Source organism: Lysinibacillus sp. FSL K6-0232, from assembly GCF_038008325.1.
Taxonomy (GTDB): Bacteria; Bacillota; Bacilli; order Bacillales_A; family Planococcaceae; genus Lysinibacillus.
This window is the reverse complement of sequence record NZ_JBBOYW010000001.1, coordinates 721,185-738,249: the sequence shown is the minus strand read 5'-3', so window position 1 is coordinate 738,249 and position 17,065 is coordinate 721,185. Positions and strand designations below refer to the sequence as shown.

The window sequence follows — 17,065 nt, the reverse complement described above, 5'->3', positions numbered from 1 at the left end:
AGTCATCGTAATCTATCAATATATACCCATAATCTATTATACATAATACATTAATGTTTTCAGCCATCAATTAATGTGAAGTATTGGACATTTTTAGCACCTGCCGCCATTAACACCTCTGTAGCATGCTTTAAGGTTGTACCTGTAGTTTTTATATCGTCAAAAAGTAAATAGTTTTGATGCTCTACTTGTACTCCTGTCTTTAAGCGAAATAGTGGAGCGACATTTAAACGTTCTTCTCTATTTTTAGAGCTTTGTGTGGCTGTTGTCGTTTTCTCTAGTAATTGACTATACGATATATGTGCCGCCTTTAAAAGCTCTTCTGTATGCGAAAAGGTGCGTTCCTGCTGTTTTTCGGGATGCATTGGGATGGGTAAAATAAGAGCCTTTTCTTTTTTAAGTCGCATGTACAGCTCTTGACGAAATACTTTAACAAGTGCGATATCTTGTAAAAATTTCAATTGATGCAAATACTCTTTCATTGCTTCATTATATTCATAAAGTGCTGTTGCTGATTGTGAGGGCACAAAGCGATGCTGACATTTTTCGCAAATAGTTGGCGCAAATTGCTTTGTTAAAAGCCTTGTCCAAGAGATTGTAGTTTTTAAAGGCTGCGAGCATAGTAAACACCGAGATTCTATTTTATTCATAGCGGAAATCCTTTCTTATTGTAATAAAGAATTTTTGCACGTGCCTCATCCATGCTTGTTGTTACACCATGATGAAAAAAGCGTACATCACCATTAGGAAAATCCTGATGTCGTCCTACGCGTCCTGCAATTTGAATAAGAGCATTTGCTGTAAAAATCGAGGACTCTGCGCCAACAACTGCCACCTGCACATTGCGAATAGTAATGCCTCTTTCTAAAATGGTTGTTGTTAATAGTCCTGGAATCTCTTGCTGTCGTAGCTTCAGTACCTTTTCTTTCCGCTCTGGGTCTTCTGCATGGACAGCTACTATTTTAGGATCAATGGATTGAAAAAGTGATATTGCCTTGTCCATTAGTGCGATTGTTGGAAAAAACAATAAAAATGGTTGCTGTTGGGCAAGGCATTGCTCCGTCCAATTTTTTAACCTTGTAGGAATTTTTCCGCGATAAAAGCTTTTTTCATAGTTCCATAAAGCTGAAAATTGAGGAACTGGTAATGGGTGGTTATGGTAGCGCTTTGGAATAAATGAATAGCTTTCTTGTTGAAAGGCTTGTTGTAGCCTCGTGGAAGGGGTTGCTGTGACAAAAATAATCGGTGCATCAGCTTTTTTAGCCTTTTCTACTGCTCTTTGTAATGTTTCATCAAATGTATAAGGAAAAGCATCTGCCTCATCTACAATCATCACATCAAATGCTCTGTCAAATCGGTAAAGCTGATGTGTTGTTGCAATTACAAGCTGGGCATAGCCATCCTGCTTTGGTGCTCCACCATACAAGGCATGAATCACCGTTTGTGGAAATACATGTTGAAAGCGAGGATATAGCTCTAATACAACATCTGTACGCGGTGTAGCAATACAAACACGCAATGCTCGCTTTAGCGCATCATGGACGGCTGGAAAAAGCAGCTCCGTTTTCCCTGCCCCACAAACCGCGCTGGTTAGATGCGAACGTCCTGCCCTTACGCTTGCTAAAATTTCATTGGCAGCCTGCTGTTGAAGCTCGGTAAATTGCCCTGTCCACTGTAATAAATGCTGACGCTTTTTAAGCGCTTTAGGTCCAATCCATAGCAACAATTGTGTACAGCTGCTCACCCTTCCCATCCGAATACAATGGCGACAATAGATACATGACCTCCGACAGCCTGCACAATCAAATACCGTAAATAACTCAGGGTCTGTATTATGGCAACGATTGCACTTGATAAATGGCTTTTTTTGGATTCCTTCTATTATATAGAAATATTGATTGCTAATAGCCCTCTCCATATCGATTGCAGAAAAAGGTGAATGATTTCTTAACCAAATGCGTCCTTCATGGAAATCTCGTAATGCTGGTGGCAATATCCAGCCTTTATATTTCATGCTCTCTTCTCCTTTCCTAACCTATATAAAAAAGCCTCTACATTTGCTGTAGAGACTCTCACACTTATTATTTATTTTTTGTCCAGCCTAAGCCCATGGCACCTTCACCTAAATGAGTACCGATAACAGGGCCAAAATAGCTCAATGTAAAGTTTACATTTGGATAGGCTGCTGCTAATTGTGCTCGCCATGCCTGTGCTTCTTCTTCACAATTAGCATGAATAACAACAGCATCCATCGCCTCATATTTTTTCGCATCCTCTGCTAACAGTTCCTCAACACGCTTTAATGCCTTTTTACGTGTACGGATTTTTTCAAAGGGTACAATAACCTTATCAACAAAATGTAGAACTGGCTTTACTTGCAGCAAGCCACCAATCAGGGCTGCTGCAGAGGATAAACGCCCACCACGCTGCAAATGTGCTAAGTCGTCTACAATAAAGTAAGCACGAGTATATTGCTGCATATCCGCCAATGCTGCAAGTATATCTTTTGCCGTAAAGCCCTGGTGCACCATTTCAGCCGCCTTTAATGCATAAAAACCTTGAACAGCACAGGATATTTCGCTATCGAAGGCATGTACCTCAATACCTTCCACCATTGCGCCTGCTTGTATAGCTCCTTGGTATGTTCCACTAATGCCACTTGATAAATGAATAGCAATCACTTCATCATAATCCTTTGCTAGCTCTTCAAAGAGAGCGACAAATTCTCCGATTGGCGGCTGTGTTGTTTTAGGGAATTCCTTTACATTCCGCACTTTATCATAAAATTCAGATGCTGTAATATCTACCTCTTCGGCAAATAATTGACCTGAGATATTGACACTTAAAGGTATCATATAAATATTTAAGCGTGCTCGTTCTTCAGGTGTAATATATGCCGTACTATCTGTTACGATTGCCGTCCTCATCCATGTCCACTCTCCTATTCTTCATAGTTTACAATCAATTTTATCGCGGTGCAATAATTGCTTATTTTCTACAAAAAGAAATGAATGTGGCTTAGGTTTATTTCCATTGCACATTCATGTTCTATGTATAAGGGCTAATCTTCACTCAGATGAATGAAGATAGCTATGATTAGTTGCCTGTACTAGACTGTGAGTCGTCACCAATATAGAAGACGCTCGTTACCTTCCAGTCACCGTCTTCCTTTACAAAAACAGTCACCTGACGCCCTGCGCTTTCATGCTCAACCTTTGTTTCAAGCTGAAGAGAGTGCATTTTTAGATTCGCAAACACTTGCGCTTCTTTCTCTGGCTCGTATTTTGCAATTGTGACATTTTCTACTTCACGCTTAATATCAAATTGTTCAAACACTTCTGCTGCATACGCTTTTTCCTCATCATATTTAAAGCCTTTTGGATTATTTGATATTGTTTTCATATAACGATCAATTTCTTCAGCATTTAGTGCTGCAATATACTCATCAAAAGAAGCCAAAATTGCTTTTTCCTCTTCTTTTGGTACATTATTAGCTTTTTCAACATTACCACCCATCATTTCAAAGCCTACTGTACCATCCTCTATAACCTTTTCTCGTTCTTCATCACTCATCTTCTCATCTTTATTACCACAGGCAGTTAATACCATTAAGATCAAAACTGCTAGAAAACTTTTCTTTAACATCAAAAAACCTCCCGCGCATATTGTAGCATATAAATGCTGTTGTAGGAATTTTGTTGTGTATTTTCAACATTTACCTGCTACATCTTCCTTATGACGCCTTAAGCTATAAAATGTTGCACGCTTGCTTGATAAATAAAAAAACTGTTTTAAAAACTACTTTCATATCAAGTAGCTTTTAAAAACAGTTTTACGTTATTAGCGTACTTCAACCCAACCGTTTTTAATGGCTGTAACAACAGCTTGTGTACGGTCATTGACATTCATTTTTTGCAGAATGCTTGATACATGGTTTTTAACTGTTTTTTCAGAGATAAACAGTGTTTCACCAATTGTACGGTTTGATTGACCATCTGTTAATAGTTGTAATACCTCACATTCACGTTTTGTTAGTAAGTGGAATGGACGTCGAATTTCAGTTTGGTGGAAGTTCCCTTTATTTTCATGCTCTGAAAGGCGACGGAATTCTGCTACTAAATTTTTCGTTACTTTTGGATGTAAATAAGAGCCTCCATTGGCAACTACTTTAATGGCTTCTACAATTTCATCTGCATCCATTTCTTTTAGCATATAGCCAAGAGCACCTGATTTTAGTGCATGTGTTACATATGTTTCATCGTCATGAATGGATAGCATAATTACCTTTGCATCTGGAAATTCATGAATTAACTCTGATGTTGCCTCTACGCCATTTTTACCTGGCATATTAATATCCATTAATACAACATCTGGTCCATTTTCAGCATATAAAGTAACTACGTCTGTACCATCGTCACCTTCCGCTACTACATCAAACGTGTCTTCAAAGTCTAAAATACGTTTTACTCCTTCACGGAATAACTGGTGATCGTCTACAATAATAATCTTTGTCATATGTCTTTACCCCCTAAATTTCTGCAACAATTACTTACTCTATTTCTAAAGGAATTTTAAATAAAACCGTTGTACCACGATTTATTTCACTAGTAATAGAGATTGTACCACCTAGAATTTCAATACGTTCCTTCATACCTAAAATTCCAAATGAATGGTCCTTTACTGTATCTGGGTCGAAACCTACACCATCGTCTTTGACAACGATATTCACAGCATTCTTTAACCATTCAAGCTTTACCCAAATATCTTTACATTTACCATGTTTCATGGCATTTGTCACACATTCTTGCACCAATCGGAAAATTGAAACCTCATAATTTGAAGGTATACGCTTTTCTGTGCTTCTTGATTGGAAGTGTATTTCGATACCTGGATTGTATTCAGTTACTGTTGATAAATACTTCTTTAATGTCGGAACAATGCCTAAATCGTCCAGTGCCATTGGTCTTAAATCATAGATAATACGTCGCACTTCAGATAACGCATTACGCACTGTCTTCTTTAAATCAGCAATTTCAGCTAATGCCTTGTCAATGCCTTTTTCGCGATACGTTCTATCTATTAAATCGGTGCGCATTAGCACATTGGCAAGCATTTGAGCAGGTCCATCATGAATTTCTCGTGATAAGCGTTTACGCTCCTCCTCTTGTGCTGCAATAATACGTATTCCAAAATCTTGCTTCATTTTTGCTTGTTCAAGCGCTAAACTAACATTTTTTAAATCTGAAGTTAAGTAACTCAAAACGACATTTACCTGATTAACAATATGGTCAGCACGTTCGATTGTATCGAGCAGCCCTCTCAATCTTCTCTCTAAATCATCTCTTTTATCACGTAGCTGTTTTTCTTGTGTTCTAATAACGGAGAGCTTTACTTGAAAATCATGTGCAGTTTCATAGGCTTCTCTAACTTGTTCTTCGGTATAATTATCAAAAGCTTTACTCACTAGCACAAGTCTTTGCTTAGCAAGCTGTGTACTTTTTTCTAAAGCATCACCTTCATCAATTACGATGGATATTTGTTTTCGAACAATTTCTAGCTCATTTTGCATATCCTCGAAGTTTCTTCGACTTTGTTCGCTTATAATAAAGATATCATCTTTTGAGCTCATAATTGTATCTAACATTCGATTAAAAATGTCATCAAGCGACTTTAAATCGAAAGTATCATTTGAAAACATAGTATACTCCCCAGTCTAATGTCTTATGATTACTTACTATTTGAATAGACCAAATTAGTCTAAACCTATTATAGCACCACCATGCTAAAAATTAATGCTTTTTCTTTACGAAAATTATAGAATAGAACTCGAATTAAAAGGAGATTGATACAAATGAGAGAAAACTATTTAACAGTAAAAGGATACGGCGAAAGCGAAATTGTTATTTCTAAATCCCGTTTTCTCACTTATATAGAACGTGCAGAAACAGAAGAGGATGCAATCGCCTTTATCGACAGCATCAAAAAAATGCATCATAGCGCAACACATAATTGCTCAGCTTATATTATTGGTGAACACGATCATATTCAAAAGGCAAATGATGATGGGGAACCTAGTGGTACCGCAGGCGTCCCTATGTTAGAGGTTTTAAAAAAGCAAGGGCTAAAAGATACCGTTGTCGTTGTAACACGTTATTTCGGCGGTATTAAGCTAGGCGGCGGTGGTCTAATTCGTGCATATGGCAAAGCAACAACAGAAGGTTTGATGGCTGCACAAATAGTCGAACGAAGACTTCATCATTTTATGAAAGTTGCTATTGATTACACATGGCTAGGAAAAGTTGAAAATGAAATACGAGGTTCGTCTTATACATTGGAAGAAATACGCTATTTGGAAGGTGTCGAAATAATTGTTTCTGTGCCAAAGGAAGGAGAAGAACAGTTCCGAAGTTGGATCACAGACATTACCAATGGACAAGCAACCATCACTTTTGAAGATGCTCAATTTATAGAATTTATTGTAAAATAAATAGTTTTAATTGTCGAATTGAAATATGCATAGTATAATTTTTATGTTAGGCTATTTTATTGACCATAATATGTACCTAGTTCTATTTATTATATCTTAGCGTAACTACACATTAAATTGTACTCGCACAAAAGATATATTTAGCTTCATTGCATTATTATTCCCATTAGTTAGAGGAGAATATATCTAATATGAAAAAAAGATCGGTTAACAAAAAAAGGTCTTCTAAAGCTTCCTTCATTATAAAAATTACACTTCTACTAATTGCTAGTTTGACAATTTGTGTAGTTGCTTATGGAGTTTACCTTACAAAGCAAGTAGAACATGCTGCAAACTCTGCACATGAAGTATTAGAAGGTCGAGAGGTTCCTACTCATCGTGAAGCAAAAGTAGAGCCTATTCACGATAATGTATCTATTTTATTTGTTGGGGTTGATGATAGTGATAAACGTGAGCAAGGCTCTGAAAACTCTCGCTCCGATGCACTTATTTTAGCTACATTAAATAATAAGACAAATACGGTGAAAATGTTAAGCATCCCTCGTGATTCTTACGTTTATATTCCAAAGGTTGGCTACAAAGACAAAATTACACATGCACATGCTTTAGGTGGGACACTTACTACGATTGAAACAGTAGAAGAGCTATTTGATATCCCAATTGACTATTATGTGCGTATGAACTTCAATGCCTTTATCGATGTTGTCGATGCCTTAGGTGGTATTGAAGCAGAAGTACCATATGAATTACATGAATTAGATGAGTTCGATAAATTTACCATCAACTTAGAACCAGGATTACAGCACTTAAATGGTAGTGAGGCACTTGCTCTTGCGCGAACACGTAAACAAGATAGCGATATTGAGCGTGGCAAACGTCAGCAGGAAATTTTATCAGCCATTATTAAAAAAGTTGCTTCTGTTGGCTCTATTACAAAATACGATGATGTCATTAAAGCGCTTGGCGATAACATGAAAACAGATATGACATTCTCAGAAATGAAATCGTTCTTATCGTATTTAACACAAGGTGCTCCACGTATCGATTCATTAACATTAGAGGGCATCGATGATACATCTACTGGTATTTATTATTACCAGCTAAACCAAAATTCTGTAGAAGAAATAAAAGAAACTTTCCAAAATCATCTTGGACTTAATGAAAGCTCATCAAGCCTAACAAACGGCACTACAGGAACAAACAGTGCTGCCAGCGATGAAACCTCAGAAATCGAATAACGAATATTGCCAGACCATAGACAAAGCAAGCATTGTCTATGGTCTTTTTTATTGAAATTGCTGAATTGACGGATAGCCATAGAAAAAAGCAATCACACACATTTGTATGATTGCTTTTAAGGTTTATTTATTAAATATCCGCACAAAATTTAAAAGCGGTTTATAGTTTTTGCCTGCGAGTCCAATGATCTCGACAAAGATTTCAATGGCTGTTAATATGACAGCTACCAGTAAAATAGCGCCCCATACTTTTGCCATTGAGAAAATGATGGCTGCTAAACCGAACATCATCGCAATACCATAAATAAGTAGTACCGTTTGGCGATGTGTGAAGCCCATATCCAGTAAACGGTGATGTAAATGTGACTTATCTGGATCAGACCATTTTTTCTTCATACGTACACGACGCACAATCGCAAAGAATGTATCAGAAATCGGTACACCAAGAATAATAATTGGAATGATTAATGAAACAAATGTAACGTTTTTAAAACCAAGTAACGCTAATACTGAAATCATAAAGCCAAGGAATAACGCCCCTGTATCACCCATAAAAATTTTCGCTGGGTGGAAATTATAAAATAGGAAGCCAAGCGATGCTACAGCTAAAATGGCTGCTATTGCTAAAACAAACATATTGCTCATAATAAATGCCATCACTGCTAATGTGATGAGTGCAATCGTTGACACACCTGCAGCTAAACCGTCTAAGCCATCAATTAAATTAATGGCATTGGTAATACCTATAATCCAAATAATTGTTAATGGAATACTTAGTAAACCAAAATCCAATGTACCTAAAAACGGTAAGTTTACCATGTCAATTTGAATGCCACCGACAAAAACAATAATTAATGCTGCCACAAACTGACCAAGCATTTTTGCCTTTGCGGAAATCTCACGCATATCATCCACAACACCAGTCACAACGATAATGCAGGCTCCCATAACAATTGCCAGTAAATACATATCATTATCATTTTTAGCATTTCTTAAAACATCCATTAAAAACGGATATGAAATCGCTACACCAATTATAAACGCAAGGAAAATTGCCAAGCCACCAAGTCTCGGCATAATTCGAGCATGTACTTTTCGATAGTTTGGCGCATCAACTGCACCTATTCTAAACGCTAATCTTTTCACTAATGGAGTTAACAAAATGGATGCAACAAATGCTGCTATTAAAGACACGTAGAGCATGTCTCTCCTCCTCAAAAAAGTAATCTACATTGAAATCCACATTGATTATAGCATGAACAAGCATTGAAATATACTTTTTCTAAAAATTTCCCACGATTTCACAAATATTTTGTACATTTTCGTACGCATAGATTCCCATATAGTCAGTTGTAGTCACGATTCGTAAAATTTGATAGAATAATGGAGTGTCTAGCACTTAGACAACTTTAAAGGAGCGTATATTCCATGTTCTCAATTTTCAAAAGTAATAAAGAGCAGACAAGTGCTCGTCAATTAAAACGCTACTATAAAATAGTAGAACAAATTAACAACCTTGAAGAAAAATATGTCAACAAGTCAGATGCTGAATTGCGAGAAATGACTTTTATTTTCAAAGATCAGTTAGAACAGGGTGAGCCTATTACATCTATTATTCCAGACGCATTTGCTGTTGTACGCGAAGCCTCAAAGCGTGTATTAGGTATGCGTCATTTTGATGTACAGCTAATTGGTGGCCTTGTTTTAACAGAAGGTAATATTGCTGAAATGCCTACAGGTGAAGGTAAAACGCTTGTTGCCTCCCTTCCCTCCTATGTGCGTGCATTAGAAGGTAAAGGTGTCCATGTTATTACAGTGAATGATTACCTAGCAAAACGTGACTTTGAATTAGTTGGACAAATTCATCGTTTCCTTGGCCTAACTGTTGGTTTAAATATACCAATGATGGGCGCAGATGATAAAAAAGAAGCCTATGATGCTGATATTACATACGGTGTAGGCACTGAATTTGGCTTCGATTATTTACGTGATAATATGGCATACAGCTTAGCAGATAAAGTACAACGTCCTTATCACTTTGCCATTATCGATGAAGTAGACAGTGTATTGATTGATGAAGCGAAAACACCGTTAATTATCGCAGGTAAAATGCCTTCTAACGGTGAATTACATCGCATTGCAGCTATGTTAGCCAAGCGTTTCAAGAAGGATGTAGATTATGATTTCGATGATGAAACAAAGGCTACATCCCTTACAGATAAAGGAATTGAAAAGGTTGAGGCTGCCTTCAATGTTGATAATTTGTATGACTTAGAACATCAAACACTGTTCCACTATGTGATTCAAGCTGTTCGTGCGCATGTGATGTTTAAGCGTGATGTTGACTACATTGTCAAGGATGACAAAATCGAGCTTGTCGATATGTTTACGGGTCGTATTTTAGAAGGTCGCTCACTATCTGATGGCTTACATCAAGCAATCGAAGCAAAAGAAGGCGTGACAATTACAGACGAAAATAAATCACAAGCACAAATTACCATTCAAAACTATTTCCGTATGTATCCGCACCTTTCTGGGATGACAGGTACAGCGAAAACACAGGAAAAAGAAATTCGAGAAGTATATGGCATGGAGGTTGTACAAATTCCAACAAACCGTCCACGCCGTCGTATCGACCAACCTGATCTTATTTTTAGCACTCAAGAGGCAAAATATAAGTATGTTGCTGCCGAAGCGAAAAAGCGACATGAAAAAGGACAGCCTATTTTAATTGGTACAACATCTATTCTTCAATCTGAAACAGTTGCTGACTATTTGAAAAAGGAAAACCTTCAATTCCAATTATTAAATGCCAAAACAGTCGAACAAGAAGTTGAGTTGATTTCACAAGCAGGTCAAAAAGGTCGTATTACAGTTGCAACAAATATGGCTGGTCGTGGTACAGATATTATGCTTGGCGAAGGTGTTCCTGAGCTTGGTGGCTTATATGTAATTGGTACAGAAAAGCATGAAAGTCGCCGTGTAGACAATCAGCTACGTGGTCGTTCTGGCCGTCAAGGAGATGTAGGTGAGAGCCGCTTTATTCTCTCTATTGAAGATGATATGTTCCGTCGTTATGCAAAAGAAGAGGTTGAAAAATTCTTAGCAAAAATGGTTGTGGACGAGCAAGGCATTATTCAAAATAAAGAGGTACAAGAGCTTATTAACCGCACACAGCGCATTGTTGAAGGTTCACAATACGGCATGCGTGAATACAACTTAAAATTGGACGATGTTATTAACGATCAGCGTACAGTTCTTTATGGATTACGTGATCAGATTTTAGCTGGTGAAAACATATTAGAGCAATTAAAGCAAATGCTATATGAAACTGTAGACTTCGCAGTACGTGATGCTGCTCCTGATGATATACCTTCATTTGAATGGGATTATGATGGAATGGAAAGCAGTTTAAATAGCCTTTTCCTAAAGCCTGTGACAATTGATCGAGAGGTTGGAAAAGTCATTCCTATTCTAGACTCTCTACAAGCACCTGTAGATGAATTAACTGCAAAAATGGATAAATTTGCTCAAAACGAACGTGTGATGGAAATAATCCCTAAAGTTATGTTAAGCAATATAGATGTTGGATGGGTAAAACACTTAGAGGCAATGGCTCACTTAAAAGAAGGCATTGGGCTTCGTCATTACCAACAAGAGGACCCTATGCGTATTTACCAACGAGAGGGCTTAGAATTATTCGGAAAAAATTTCCAAGAACTACGTCGTTCGATTATTATAGAAGTTATAGATTTCATGAAAACAGTTGAAGCACAATTGGAGGGTCAATAATGGGTTTATTTTCATTTTTTAAGAAATCAGATAAAGTGGTACAAGAAAATACTATCGATTCAAGGGATTTACTAGGCAATAACGGAAACGAACAAGCAAACGATGAAGAGGTGGAAACAAAGCTTTCTTTCCACCCTGACTGGGATGTACCACAAGAGCAAAAGTATATTTTTAACTTCCTTGCGAATGAGCTAGAGCCATTAAAGCCAAATCAACTATCGTTATCTTCTATTAGTATTGAAGAAGATCGCAAAGGTAAATGGCTAGTCCGTGCATTTTTCCGCTCATCGCTTTCAGAAGCAATTGAATTAGGTGAAATTGAGCTTTTCATTATGGATAAAGACGATAAACTCGTAGCTTCTAAAAAGTTTGATTTTAAAGCGCTTGGTACAATTCCTGCTAAAAGTGCTCGTCCATGGGTATTTGAATTTGAAAAATCAACGATTCAAGTGGATGAAGTTCCTGAAGATGGTTGGAAGTTAGCCTTTAATCTTGTATCTTTACGTGAGCATCAATTAGAGTTAGACCCTACTTGGGAAGAACAATTACCAGCAGAGCAAAAAGAAGAGCTTGCTAAAATTGTTAAAACTTTGCCGAAGTTAGGTGATACAGAGGTAAACTTTACAGGTTTACAAGCAAAATTTATGAATAATGGTAGCTTAAATGTTTCTATTTTTATTCGTAATGGGCATAATAAAGCGATTAACCTAGAACAGCTTCCTCTTGAAATTATTGATGCACGAGGAAAACAAATCGCTAAAGGTTCTTTTAAAATGGACCCTGTTCTTACTGTTCAGCCAAACTCAACGAAGCCATGGACATTTATTTTCCCAGCGGCGTTAGTAAATCCAAAAGGTGCTGACCTTTCTCGTTGGACAGCACGTGTAACGCAATAATATCAATATAAAAGGCGATTTTTGCATTGGCAGACATCGCTTCAGACTGTAGACAAACTCAATGAATTTTGGGTTTGCCTACAGTCATTTTTCTTTTACAATGGAATCAAGGAAAGCCGCTGATTTCCACTACGGGCGGACGCTTTCCGCGGGAGTCGCCGCCCTTTGTTCCAATCAACTTCTACATAAAGAACATCTTATGCATATGTTGATAAAAAGTAAACTTTCGAGGTGATACGAAAAATCAAATCCATGAACGTGAACAAGTGGAAATGTTAACGATTAATCAATTAGTACCTTAAGTTAAAATTAGAGGCTACTATTGATTTTTATCAAAACCTCTATTCATCACAAAAGAAATGATGCATCAAAAATTCCTCCATGCAGACCATAAGCATGTATACATTAAAAATAAATACTATAGAAGAAAAATGACAAAAGGAATCGAGCGTGAACTTCTCGATTCCTTTTGTCTACAATCTGAAGCGATTTCTGCATTGGTAGAAATCGCGTTATTTTGTTTATTTTACGCTGTCAAAGCGTTTGTAGCCTACTAATTTGGAAGCCCAGTATGTGTATGTCACATCTGAGATTTCAACGCCATTTGAGCCTGCATGGATAAATTTATTATCACCAAGATAAATGCCCATATGAGAAATTCCTTCTTTATAGGTGTTCTCAAAAAACACTAAATCTCCAGGCACTGGATTTGTTACATGTACTGTATTGCCATAAAAATAGCCTTCGCTGCTTGTTCTACCAATTTTTAAGCCACCTTGATTATAAGCATAGAAAATAAAGCCACTACAATCAAGACCTACCGGTGTATTGCCTCCATATAGATATGGTGTGCCTAGTAATGTATTGGCTACCTCTATTGTTTTTTTGTAAGTAGCTTGTCCATTTGATGAAAGACCTTGTGTAACTACTTTTGGCGGTGTGGGTGCGTCCTTATGTATAGTACCTTTATCAGGTATCACTGCTGTTGAAGAAAGCTTTAACACTTGCCCAATGTAGATTGTATCATTCTCCAATTTATTCCAGTCTTTAATCTGTTTAATTGTTGCGTTATATTGTTTAGCAATTTTTGATAATGTATCGCCTTTTGCAACTGTATGCGCGTTCACTGTCGGTTTAGTGGTTACAGGTGGATTAGAAGGTTTTACGCCTGTATTTGTTGCTGGCTTTTGAACCTCTAACTTTTGGGCTACATAAATCGTGTCTTTTGATAGATTATTCCACTTCATAATATCGCTAATTGTTACTTGGTGTTTTTGAGCGATTCTTGTTAAAGTGTCCCCTTTTTGTACAGTATATGTTGCTGCCTCTGCTGTTTGTACTGCTAAAAATGAAGTTGCAATTGCACTTAAAGCTAAAATTCTCCATTTTTTTGTTTTTTGCATACCCAAAATGCCTCCGTTCATGCTAAAATATTTCCTTGTGTGTCTATCATACTAGATATTTCTTTTATAGAAATCGGAAATACTGACTATTTTTCAAACATTTTAGCAATCCTATAAAAAACGATAAAATCCGACTATATTACAATAGTGTTTTGATTGCAAGTTGGCCATGCCTATGATAACATACACTTCTGTATTTAAAATTTTTTGAAAGTTTTAGCTTTTCAATTTTAAAGGAGTTATAACATTATGAAAAATATCTTGCATTTCATCAAAGGTAATTTAGCTGTAGGCTTACTGCTATTTGCCTTGTTTTTGGGTGCGGGTAACATTATCTTTCCGCCATTATTAGGTCAACAAGCTGGTGACAATATTACGCTAGCTATGATTGGCTTTCTAATAACAGGTGTTGGGTTACCATTACTGGCAATCGTAGCTGTAGCAAAGGCTGGAGGCGATTTACAGCTGCTTGCAAATCGAGTAAGCCCTACTTTTGGCATATTATTCACATCCATCGTCTATTTGGCAATTGGACCCTTTTTCGCGATACCACGAACAGGATCAGTGTCCTATGAAATAGGTATTGCTCCATTGCTTCCTGAAGCTATGACTGACCATTGGATGCCGCTTTTTATTACATCTATTTTGTTTTTTGTCTTAATACTTTACCTATCCATCAATCCTTCTAAGCTAGTAGATCGAGTAGGTAAAATTTTAACACCAGTGCTGCTTCTGATTATTTTATTACTTGCAGGAAAGAGCTTTATTTCTCCAATGGGTGAACCCGGAGAAGCTGTAGGTAAGTATATAACAGCTCCGTTTGCTGAAGGCTTTGTTCAAGGTTATTTAACAATGGATGTACTAGCTGCACTTGTTTTCGGTATCGTTATTTTGCAAGCATTACGTGATATGGGTGTGACAGATAAGAAAAAACAAGTGAATACTACTATATTTGCAGGTATTGTCGCTGCCTTTGGTCTAGCATTTGTCTATATCTCACTTAGTCAAATTGGGAATACAAGTATTCAAGCAATTGGAACTTCTGATAACGGCGGAAATATTATTGCAAAATCTGCTGAAGTGCTGTTTGGTAACCTTGGAAGTCTTATTTTGTCTGCTACTATTTTACTAGCTTGTATATCAACTGCTGTTGGTTTATTGACAGCAAACGCACAATTTTTTCATAAGCTGTTTCCAAAGATTTCATATAAAACTTTTTTAATTACTTTCGCCATTTTTAGTACAGCGATTACGAATGTAGGGCTTTCGACGATTATTAGTGCCTCTTCACCTGTTTTATTAATTATTTATCCATTAGCAATAGTGCTAATGATACTCTCATTAGCAGATCAGTTCTTTAAAGGTGGACAAATCGTTTATATTTTGGCACTTATTCCAACATTCCTTGTTAGTTTATATGATGGTTTAAAGGAAATGAATATTAAAATCACAGCATATGAAAGCCTGTTAAAAGTATTGCCATTGTATGAGCAAAGTCTTGGATGGCTGTTACCAGCTATTGTTGGCGCATGTATTGGCTTTATTATTTATAAGCTTCAAGCTCGTTTTATCTAAAGAATCTGCCCCTAGCAGATTCTTTATTTATTTTCCACTATTTCCACTGCTTCATGTATAATAAAAATAGATACTCGATTTGTAAAATTGAACCATCCATTTATAACCGTTCCTCTTCGATGATGAATTTTTCGTGTTGAGTTTCTAGAAAAGAGGTGTCCTATGAAAAAAATAATATGGTCATTCGTATTTATGGTAAGCTTCTTCCTTCTATCTTTCTCTACAACTGATGCCGCTAGCAATGAGCAACAGCTTGTCGAAGAAATAAAAGAAGTTATTAACAATACTTATGTCGGAACCATTGACGGAAATTTAGAAAGTGCCACATCCATCCCAGAAATTATCAATATGCTTGATCCTTACTCAACCTATTTTACAAAACAAGAGTTTGAAGCATATATGAATAGTATCAATCTAGCAACAATTGGGATTGGTGTTGTGATAGAAGAGCACAAGGATGGTATTTTGATTAAAGATGTTATTGAAGGCAGTGGGGCCTTTGAGGCAGATGTGCAGGCTGGTGATATTATTATCGCTGTTGATGGGCAAGCTATTGCAGGATATTCTTCAGAAGAAGCCACTTCTCTATTACTAGGAGATGAAAATACCCAAGTAAAAGTTACACTTAAACATCAGGATGAGCAAACATCTACGAAAACTATTACACGTAAAAAATTCACATTACCAAATGTACAAACGGAGTTACTTTTTGGAAATGTTGGCTATATAGCACTATCTTCCTTTTCAGAGGATGGCGCACAGCTTATTAAAAAAGCTCTATTAGATTTAAAACAACGTGGTGCTACATCATTTATTCTTGATTTACAAAATAATGGTGGTGGCTATGTTACAACCGCTGAAGAACTTACAGGGCTATTCCCATCAGCGAAAATTGCTTATTTATTAGAAGAGGCACATGGTACATATACAATACCTGCTGTTCATCAGGAAATAAAATTCCCAGCCAATACACGTATTTTAGTGAATCGCTATAGTGCAAGTGCTTCTGAAATGCTTGCCGCTTCACTACAAGATCAAAAGGCAGCAATTTTATATGGTGAAACAACGTATGGAAAAGGCGCAATGCAAGGCTTTTATACATTACAGGATGGCAGTTATTTAAAGCTAACAGTTGGCAAGTTTACAGGGCCTAATGAAAAAGCTATCCATGAAGTTGGTGTAAAGCCTAATATTCAAACAGCGGCTGCTCCGATTTTCCAAGCACATTTTGATGCACTCAAGGAGCAATACCCAAAATATAAAAAGCTCTCAAATGTTAAAAGTAGCACCAACATAAAAAAGCTAACAATAAAAATCCCTTCATCCTTAACAACACAAATAGCAAAGGGACATATTCAATTAGTAGCTTTAGGAGCTAACGAAGTGCCAGCAAGCACTAGAGTCGTAGGAAATTCTCTTATCGTAACACCAACGAATCCGTTATCACCAGACCAAGAATATATGCTATTAATCCATCCAAAAGCACATAGCAAGGTGCAAAAAGGCTATTACCAGCATATCAAAATAAAAAAATAGCAAAATCCTCTCGCCATATCGTTTGACGAGAGGATTTTTTATAGTGCTGATAATATATAGATAGATTGCTTAGTCCGATTGCGCGGGTATTTGCTCTGCCTTCGCAAGTATTCACCCTTCCTCTGCAGGTATTTGCCC

General features: G+C 36.9%; 14 protein-coding genes. 6 read left to right on the top strand and 8 right to left on the bottom strand.

Annotated features, from left to right (window positions below; genetic code table 11):
• Positions 1 to 59 precede the first annotated feature (59 nt).
• The 6 genes from MHB42_RS03390 to MHB42_RS03365 all read right to left on the bottom strand — a co-directional run bounded on the left by MHB42_RS03390 (position 60) and on the right by MHB42_RS03365 (position 5,698).
• On the bottom strand, positions 60 to 650 hold the full coding sequence (locus tag MHB42_RS03390) for a ComF family protein (RefSeq protein WP_340804381.1): 591 nt from the start codon (positions 648 to 650) through the stop codon (positions 60 to 62).
• Positions 647 to 2,014: a DEAD/DEAH box helicase gene (locus MHB42_RS03385; RefSeq protein WP_340804380.1), complete on the bottom strand. Its 1,368-nt coding sequence runs from the start codon at positions 2,012 to 2,014 to the stop codon at positions 647 to 649. The genes MHB42_RS03390 and MHB42_RS03385 overlap by 4 nt, the downstream gene beginning before the upstream one ends.
• A gap of 67 nt (positions 2,015 to 2,081) precedes the next feature.
• Positions 2,082 to 2,927, bottom strand: a complete 846-nt coding sequence (locus tag MHB42_RS03380; protein WP_340804379.1) for a DegV family protein — start codon at positions 2,925 to 2,927, stop codon at positions 2,082 to 2,084.
• Between the two features lie 169 nt (positions 2,928 to 3,096).
• Entirely contained in the window at positions 3,097 to 3,645 is a 549-nt protein-coding gene (locus MHB42_RS03375) for a DUF3225 domain-containing protein (protein WP_340804378.1), read from the bottom strand.
• Between the two features lie 195 nt (positions 3,646 to 3,840).
• Positions 3,841 to 4,515 carry a response regulator transcription factor gene (locus MHB42_RS03370; RefSeq protein WP_340804377.1) on the bottom strand — a complete coding sequence of 225 codons (675 nt, stop codon included), beginning with the start codon at positions 4,513 to 4,515 and terminating at the stop codon, positions 3,841 to 3,843.
• 34 nt (positions 4,516 to 4,549) lie between these two features.
• Positions 4,550 to 5,698, bottom strand: coding sequence for a sensor histidine kinase (locus tag MHB42_RS03365; RefSeq protein WP_340804376.1), 1,149 nt, complete (start codon positions 5,696 to 5,698; stop codon positions 4,550 to 4,552).
• A 153-nt stretch (positions 5,699 to 5,851) separates the two neighbouring features.
• On the opposite strand from MHB42_RS03365, the gene MHB42_RS03360 reads away from it, so the two are divergent.
• Together MHB42_RS03360 and MHB42_RS03355 are read left to right on the top strand one after the other, a co-directional pair.
• The gene (locus tag MHB42_RS03360; protein WP_340804375.1) at positions 5,852 to 6,487 is read left to right on the top strand and encodes a YigZ family protein; all 636 of its coding nucleotides are present in this window, start codon (positions 5,852 to 5,854) and stop codon (positions 6,485 to 6,487) included.
• Between the two features lie 191 nt (positions 6,488 to 6,678).
• On the top strand, positions 6,679 to 7,725 hold the full coding sequence (locus tag MHB42_RS03355; RefSeq protein ID WP_340804374.1) for an LCP family protein: 1,047 nt from the start codon (positions 6,679 to 6,681) through the stop codon (positions 7,723 to 7,725).
• Positions 7,726 to 7,848: 123 nt separating this feature from the next.
• Here MHB42_RS03355 and MHB42_RS03350 read toward each other — a convergent pair whose 3' ends face one another.
• Entirely contained in the window at positions 7,849 to 8,928 is a 1,080-nt protein-coding gene (locus tag MHB42_RS03350; protein ID WP_340804373.1) for a glycosyltransferase family 4 protein, read from the bottom strand.
• Between the two features lie 225 nt (positions 8,929 to 9,153).
• Between MHB42_RS03350 and secA2 the strand changes: the two genes are divergently transcribed.
• Both secA2 and MHB42_RS03340 read left to right on the top strand, forming a co-directional pair.
• Positions 9,154 to 11,517 carry an accessory Sec system translocase SecA2 gene (gene secA2 / locus MHB42_RS03345; RefSeq protein ID WP_340804372.1) on the top strand — a complete coding sequence of 788 codons (2,364 nt, stop codon included), beginning with the start codon at positions 9,154 to 9,156 and terminating at the stop codon, positions 11,515 to 11,517.
• Complete coding sequence (locus MHB42_RS03340) at positions 11,517 to 12,413, top strand: accessory Sec system S-layer assembly protein (protein ID WP_340804371.1); 897 nt, start codon at positions 11,517 to 11,519, stop codon at positions 12,411 to 12,413. Before secA2 ends, MHB42_RS03340 begins: the two co-directional genes overlap by 1 nt.
• 521 nt (positions 12,414 to 12,934) lie before the next feature.
• On the opposite strand, the gene MHB42_RS03335 is transcribed toward MHB42_RS03340, so the two are convergent.
• Complete coding sequence (locus tag MHB42_RS03335) at positions 12,935 to 13,816, bottom strand: C40 family peptidase (RefSeq protein ID WP_340804370.1); 882 nt, start codon at positions 13,814 to 13,816, stop codon at positions 12,935 to 12,937.
• A gap of 249 nt (positions 13,817 to 14,065) precedes the next feature.
• On the opposite strand from MHB42_RS03335, the gene brnQ reads away from it, so the two are divergent.
• Both brnQ and MHB42_RS03325 read left to right on the top strand, forming a co-directional pair.
• Positions 14,066 to 15,391, top strand: a complete 1,326-nt coding sequence (gene brnQ, locus MHB42_RS03330) for a branched-chain amino acid transport system II carrier protein (protein ID WP_340804368.1) — start codon at positions 14,066 to 14,068, stop codon at positions 15,389 to 15,391.
• Between the two features lie 162 nt (positions 15,392 to 15,553).
• Positions 15,554 to 16,927 (top strand): S41 family peptidase, encoded by a 1,374-nt coding sequence (locus tag MHB42_RS03325; protein WP_340804367.1) that lies wholly within the window; start codon positions 15,554 to 15,556, stop codon positions 16,925 to 16,927.
• Positions 16,928 to 17,065: the final 138 nt, after the last annotated feature.

Coding starts and splice junctions, on each gene's coding strand:
- MHB42_RS03390 (WP_340804381.1), bottom strand. CDS start 650: ATGAATAAAATAGAATCTCGGTGTTTACTATGCTCGCAGCCTTTAAAA.
- MHB42_RS03385 (WP_340804380.1), bottom strand. CDS start 2,014: ATGAAATATAAAGGCTGGATATTGCCACCAGCATTACGAGATTTCCAT.
- MHB42_RS03380 (WP_340804379.1), bottom strand. CDS start 2,927: ATGAGGACGGCAATCGTAACAGATAGTACGGCATATATTACACCTGAA.
- MHB42_RS03375 (WP_340804378.1), bottom strand. CDS start 3,645: ATGTTAAAGAAAAGTTTTCTAGCAGTTTTGATCTTAATGGTATTAACT.
- MHB42_RS03370 (WP_340804377.1), bottom strand. CDS start 4,515: ATGACAAAGATTATTATTGTAGACGATCACCAGTTATTCCGTGAAGGA.
- MHB42_RS03365 (WP_340804376.1), bottom strand. CDS start 5,698: ATGTTTTCAAATGATACTTTCGATTTAAAGTCGCTTGATGACATTTTT.
- MHB42_RS03360 (WP_340804375.1), top strand. CDS start 5,852: ATGAGAGAAAACTATTTAACAGTAAAAGGATACGGCGAAAGCGAAATT.
- MHB42_RS03355 (WP_340804374.1), top strand. CDS start 6,679: ATGAAAAAAAGATCGGTTAACAAAAAAAGGTCTTCTAAAGCTTCCTTC.
- MHB42_RS03350 (WP_340804373.1), bottom strand. CDS start 8,928: ATGCTCTACGTGTCTTTAATAGCAGCATTTGTTGCATCCATTTTGTTA.
- secA2 (WP_340804372.1), top strand. CDS start 9,154: ATGTTCTCAATTTTCAAAAGTAATAAAGAGCAGACAAGTGCTCGTCAA.
- MHB42_RS03340 (WP_340804371.1), top strand. CDS start 11,517: ATGGGTTTATTTTCATTTTTTAAGAAATCAGATAAAGTGGTACAAGAA.
- MHB42_RS03335 (WP_340804370.1), bottom strand. CDS start 13,816: ATGCAAAAAACAAAAAAATGGAGAATTTTAGCTTTAAGTGCAATTGCA.
- brnQ (WP_340804368.1), top strand. CDS start 14,066: ATGAAAAATATCTTGCATTTCATCAAAGGTAATTTAGCTGTAGGCTTA.
- MHB42_RS03325 (WP_340804367.1), top strand. CDS start 15,554: ATGAAAAAAATAATATGGTCATTCGTATTTATGGTAAGCTTCTTCCTT.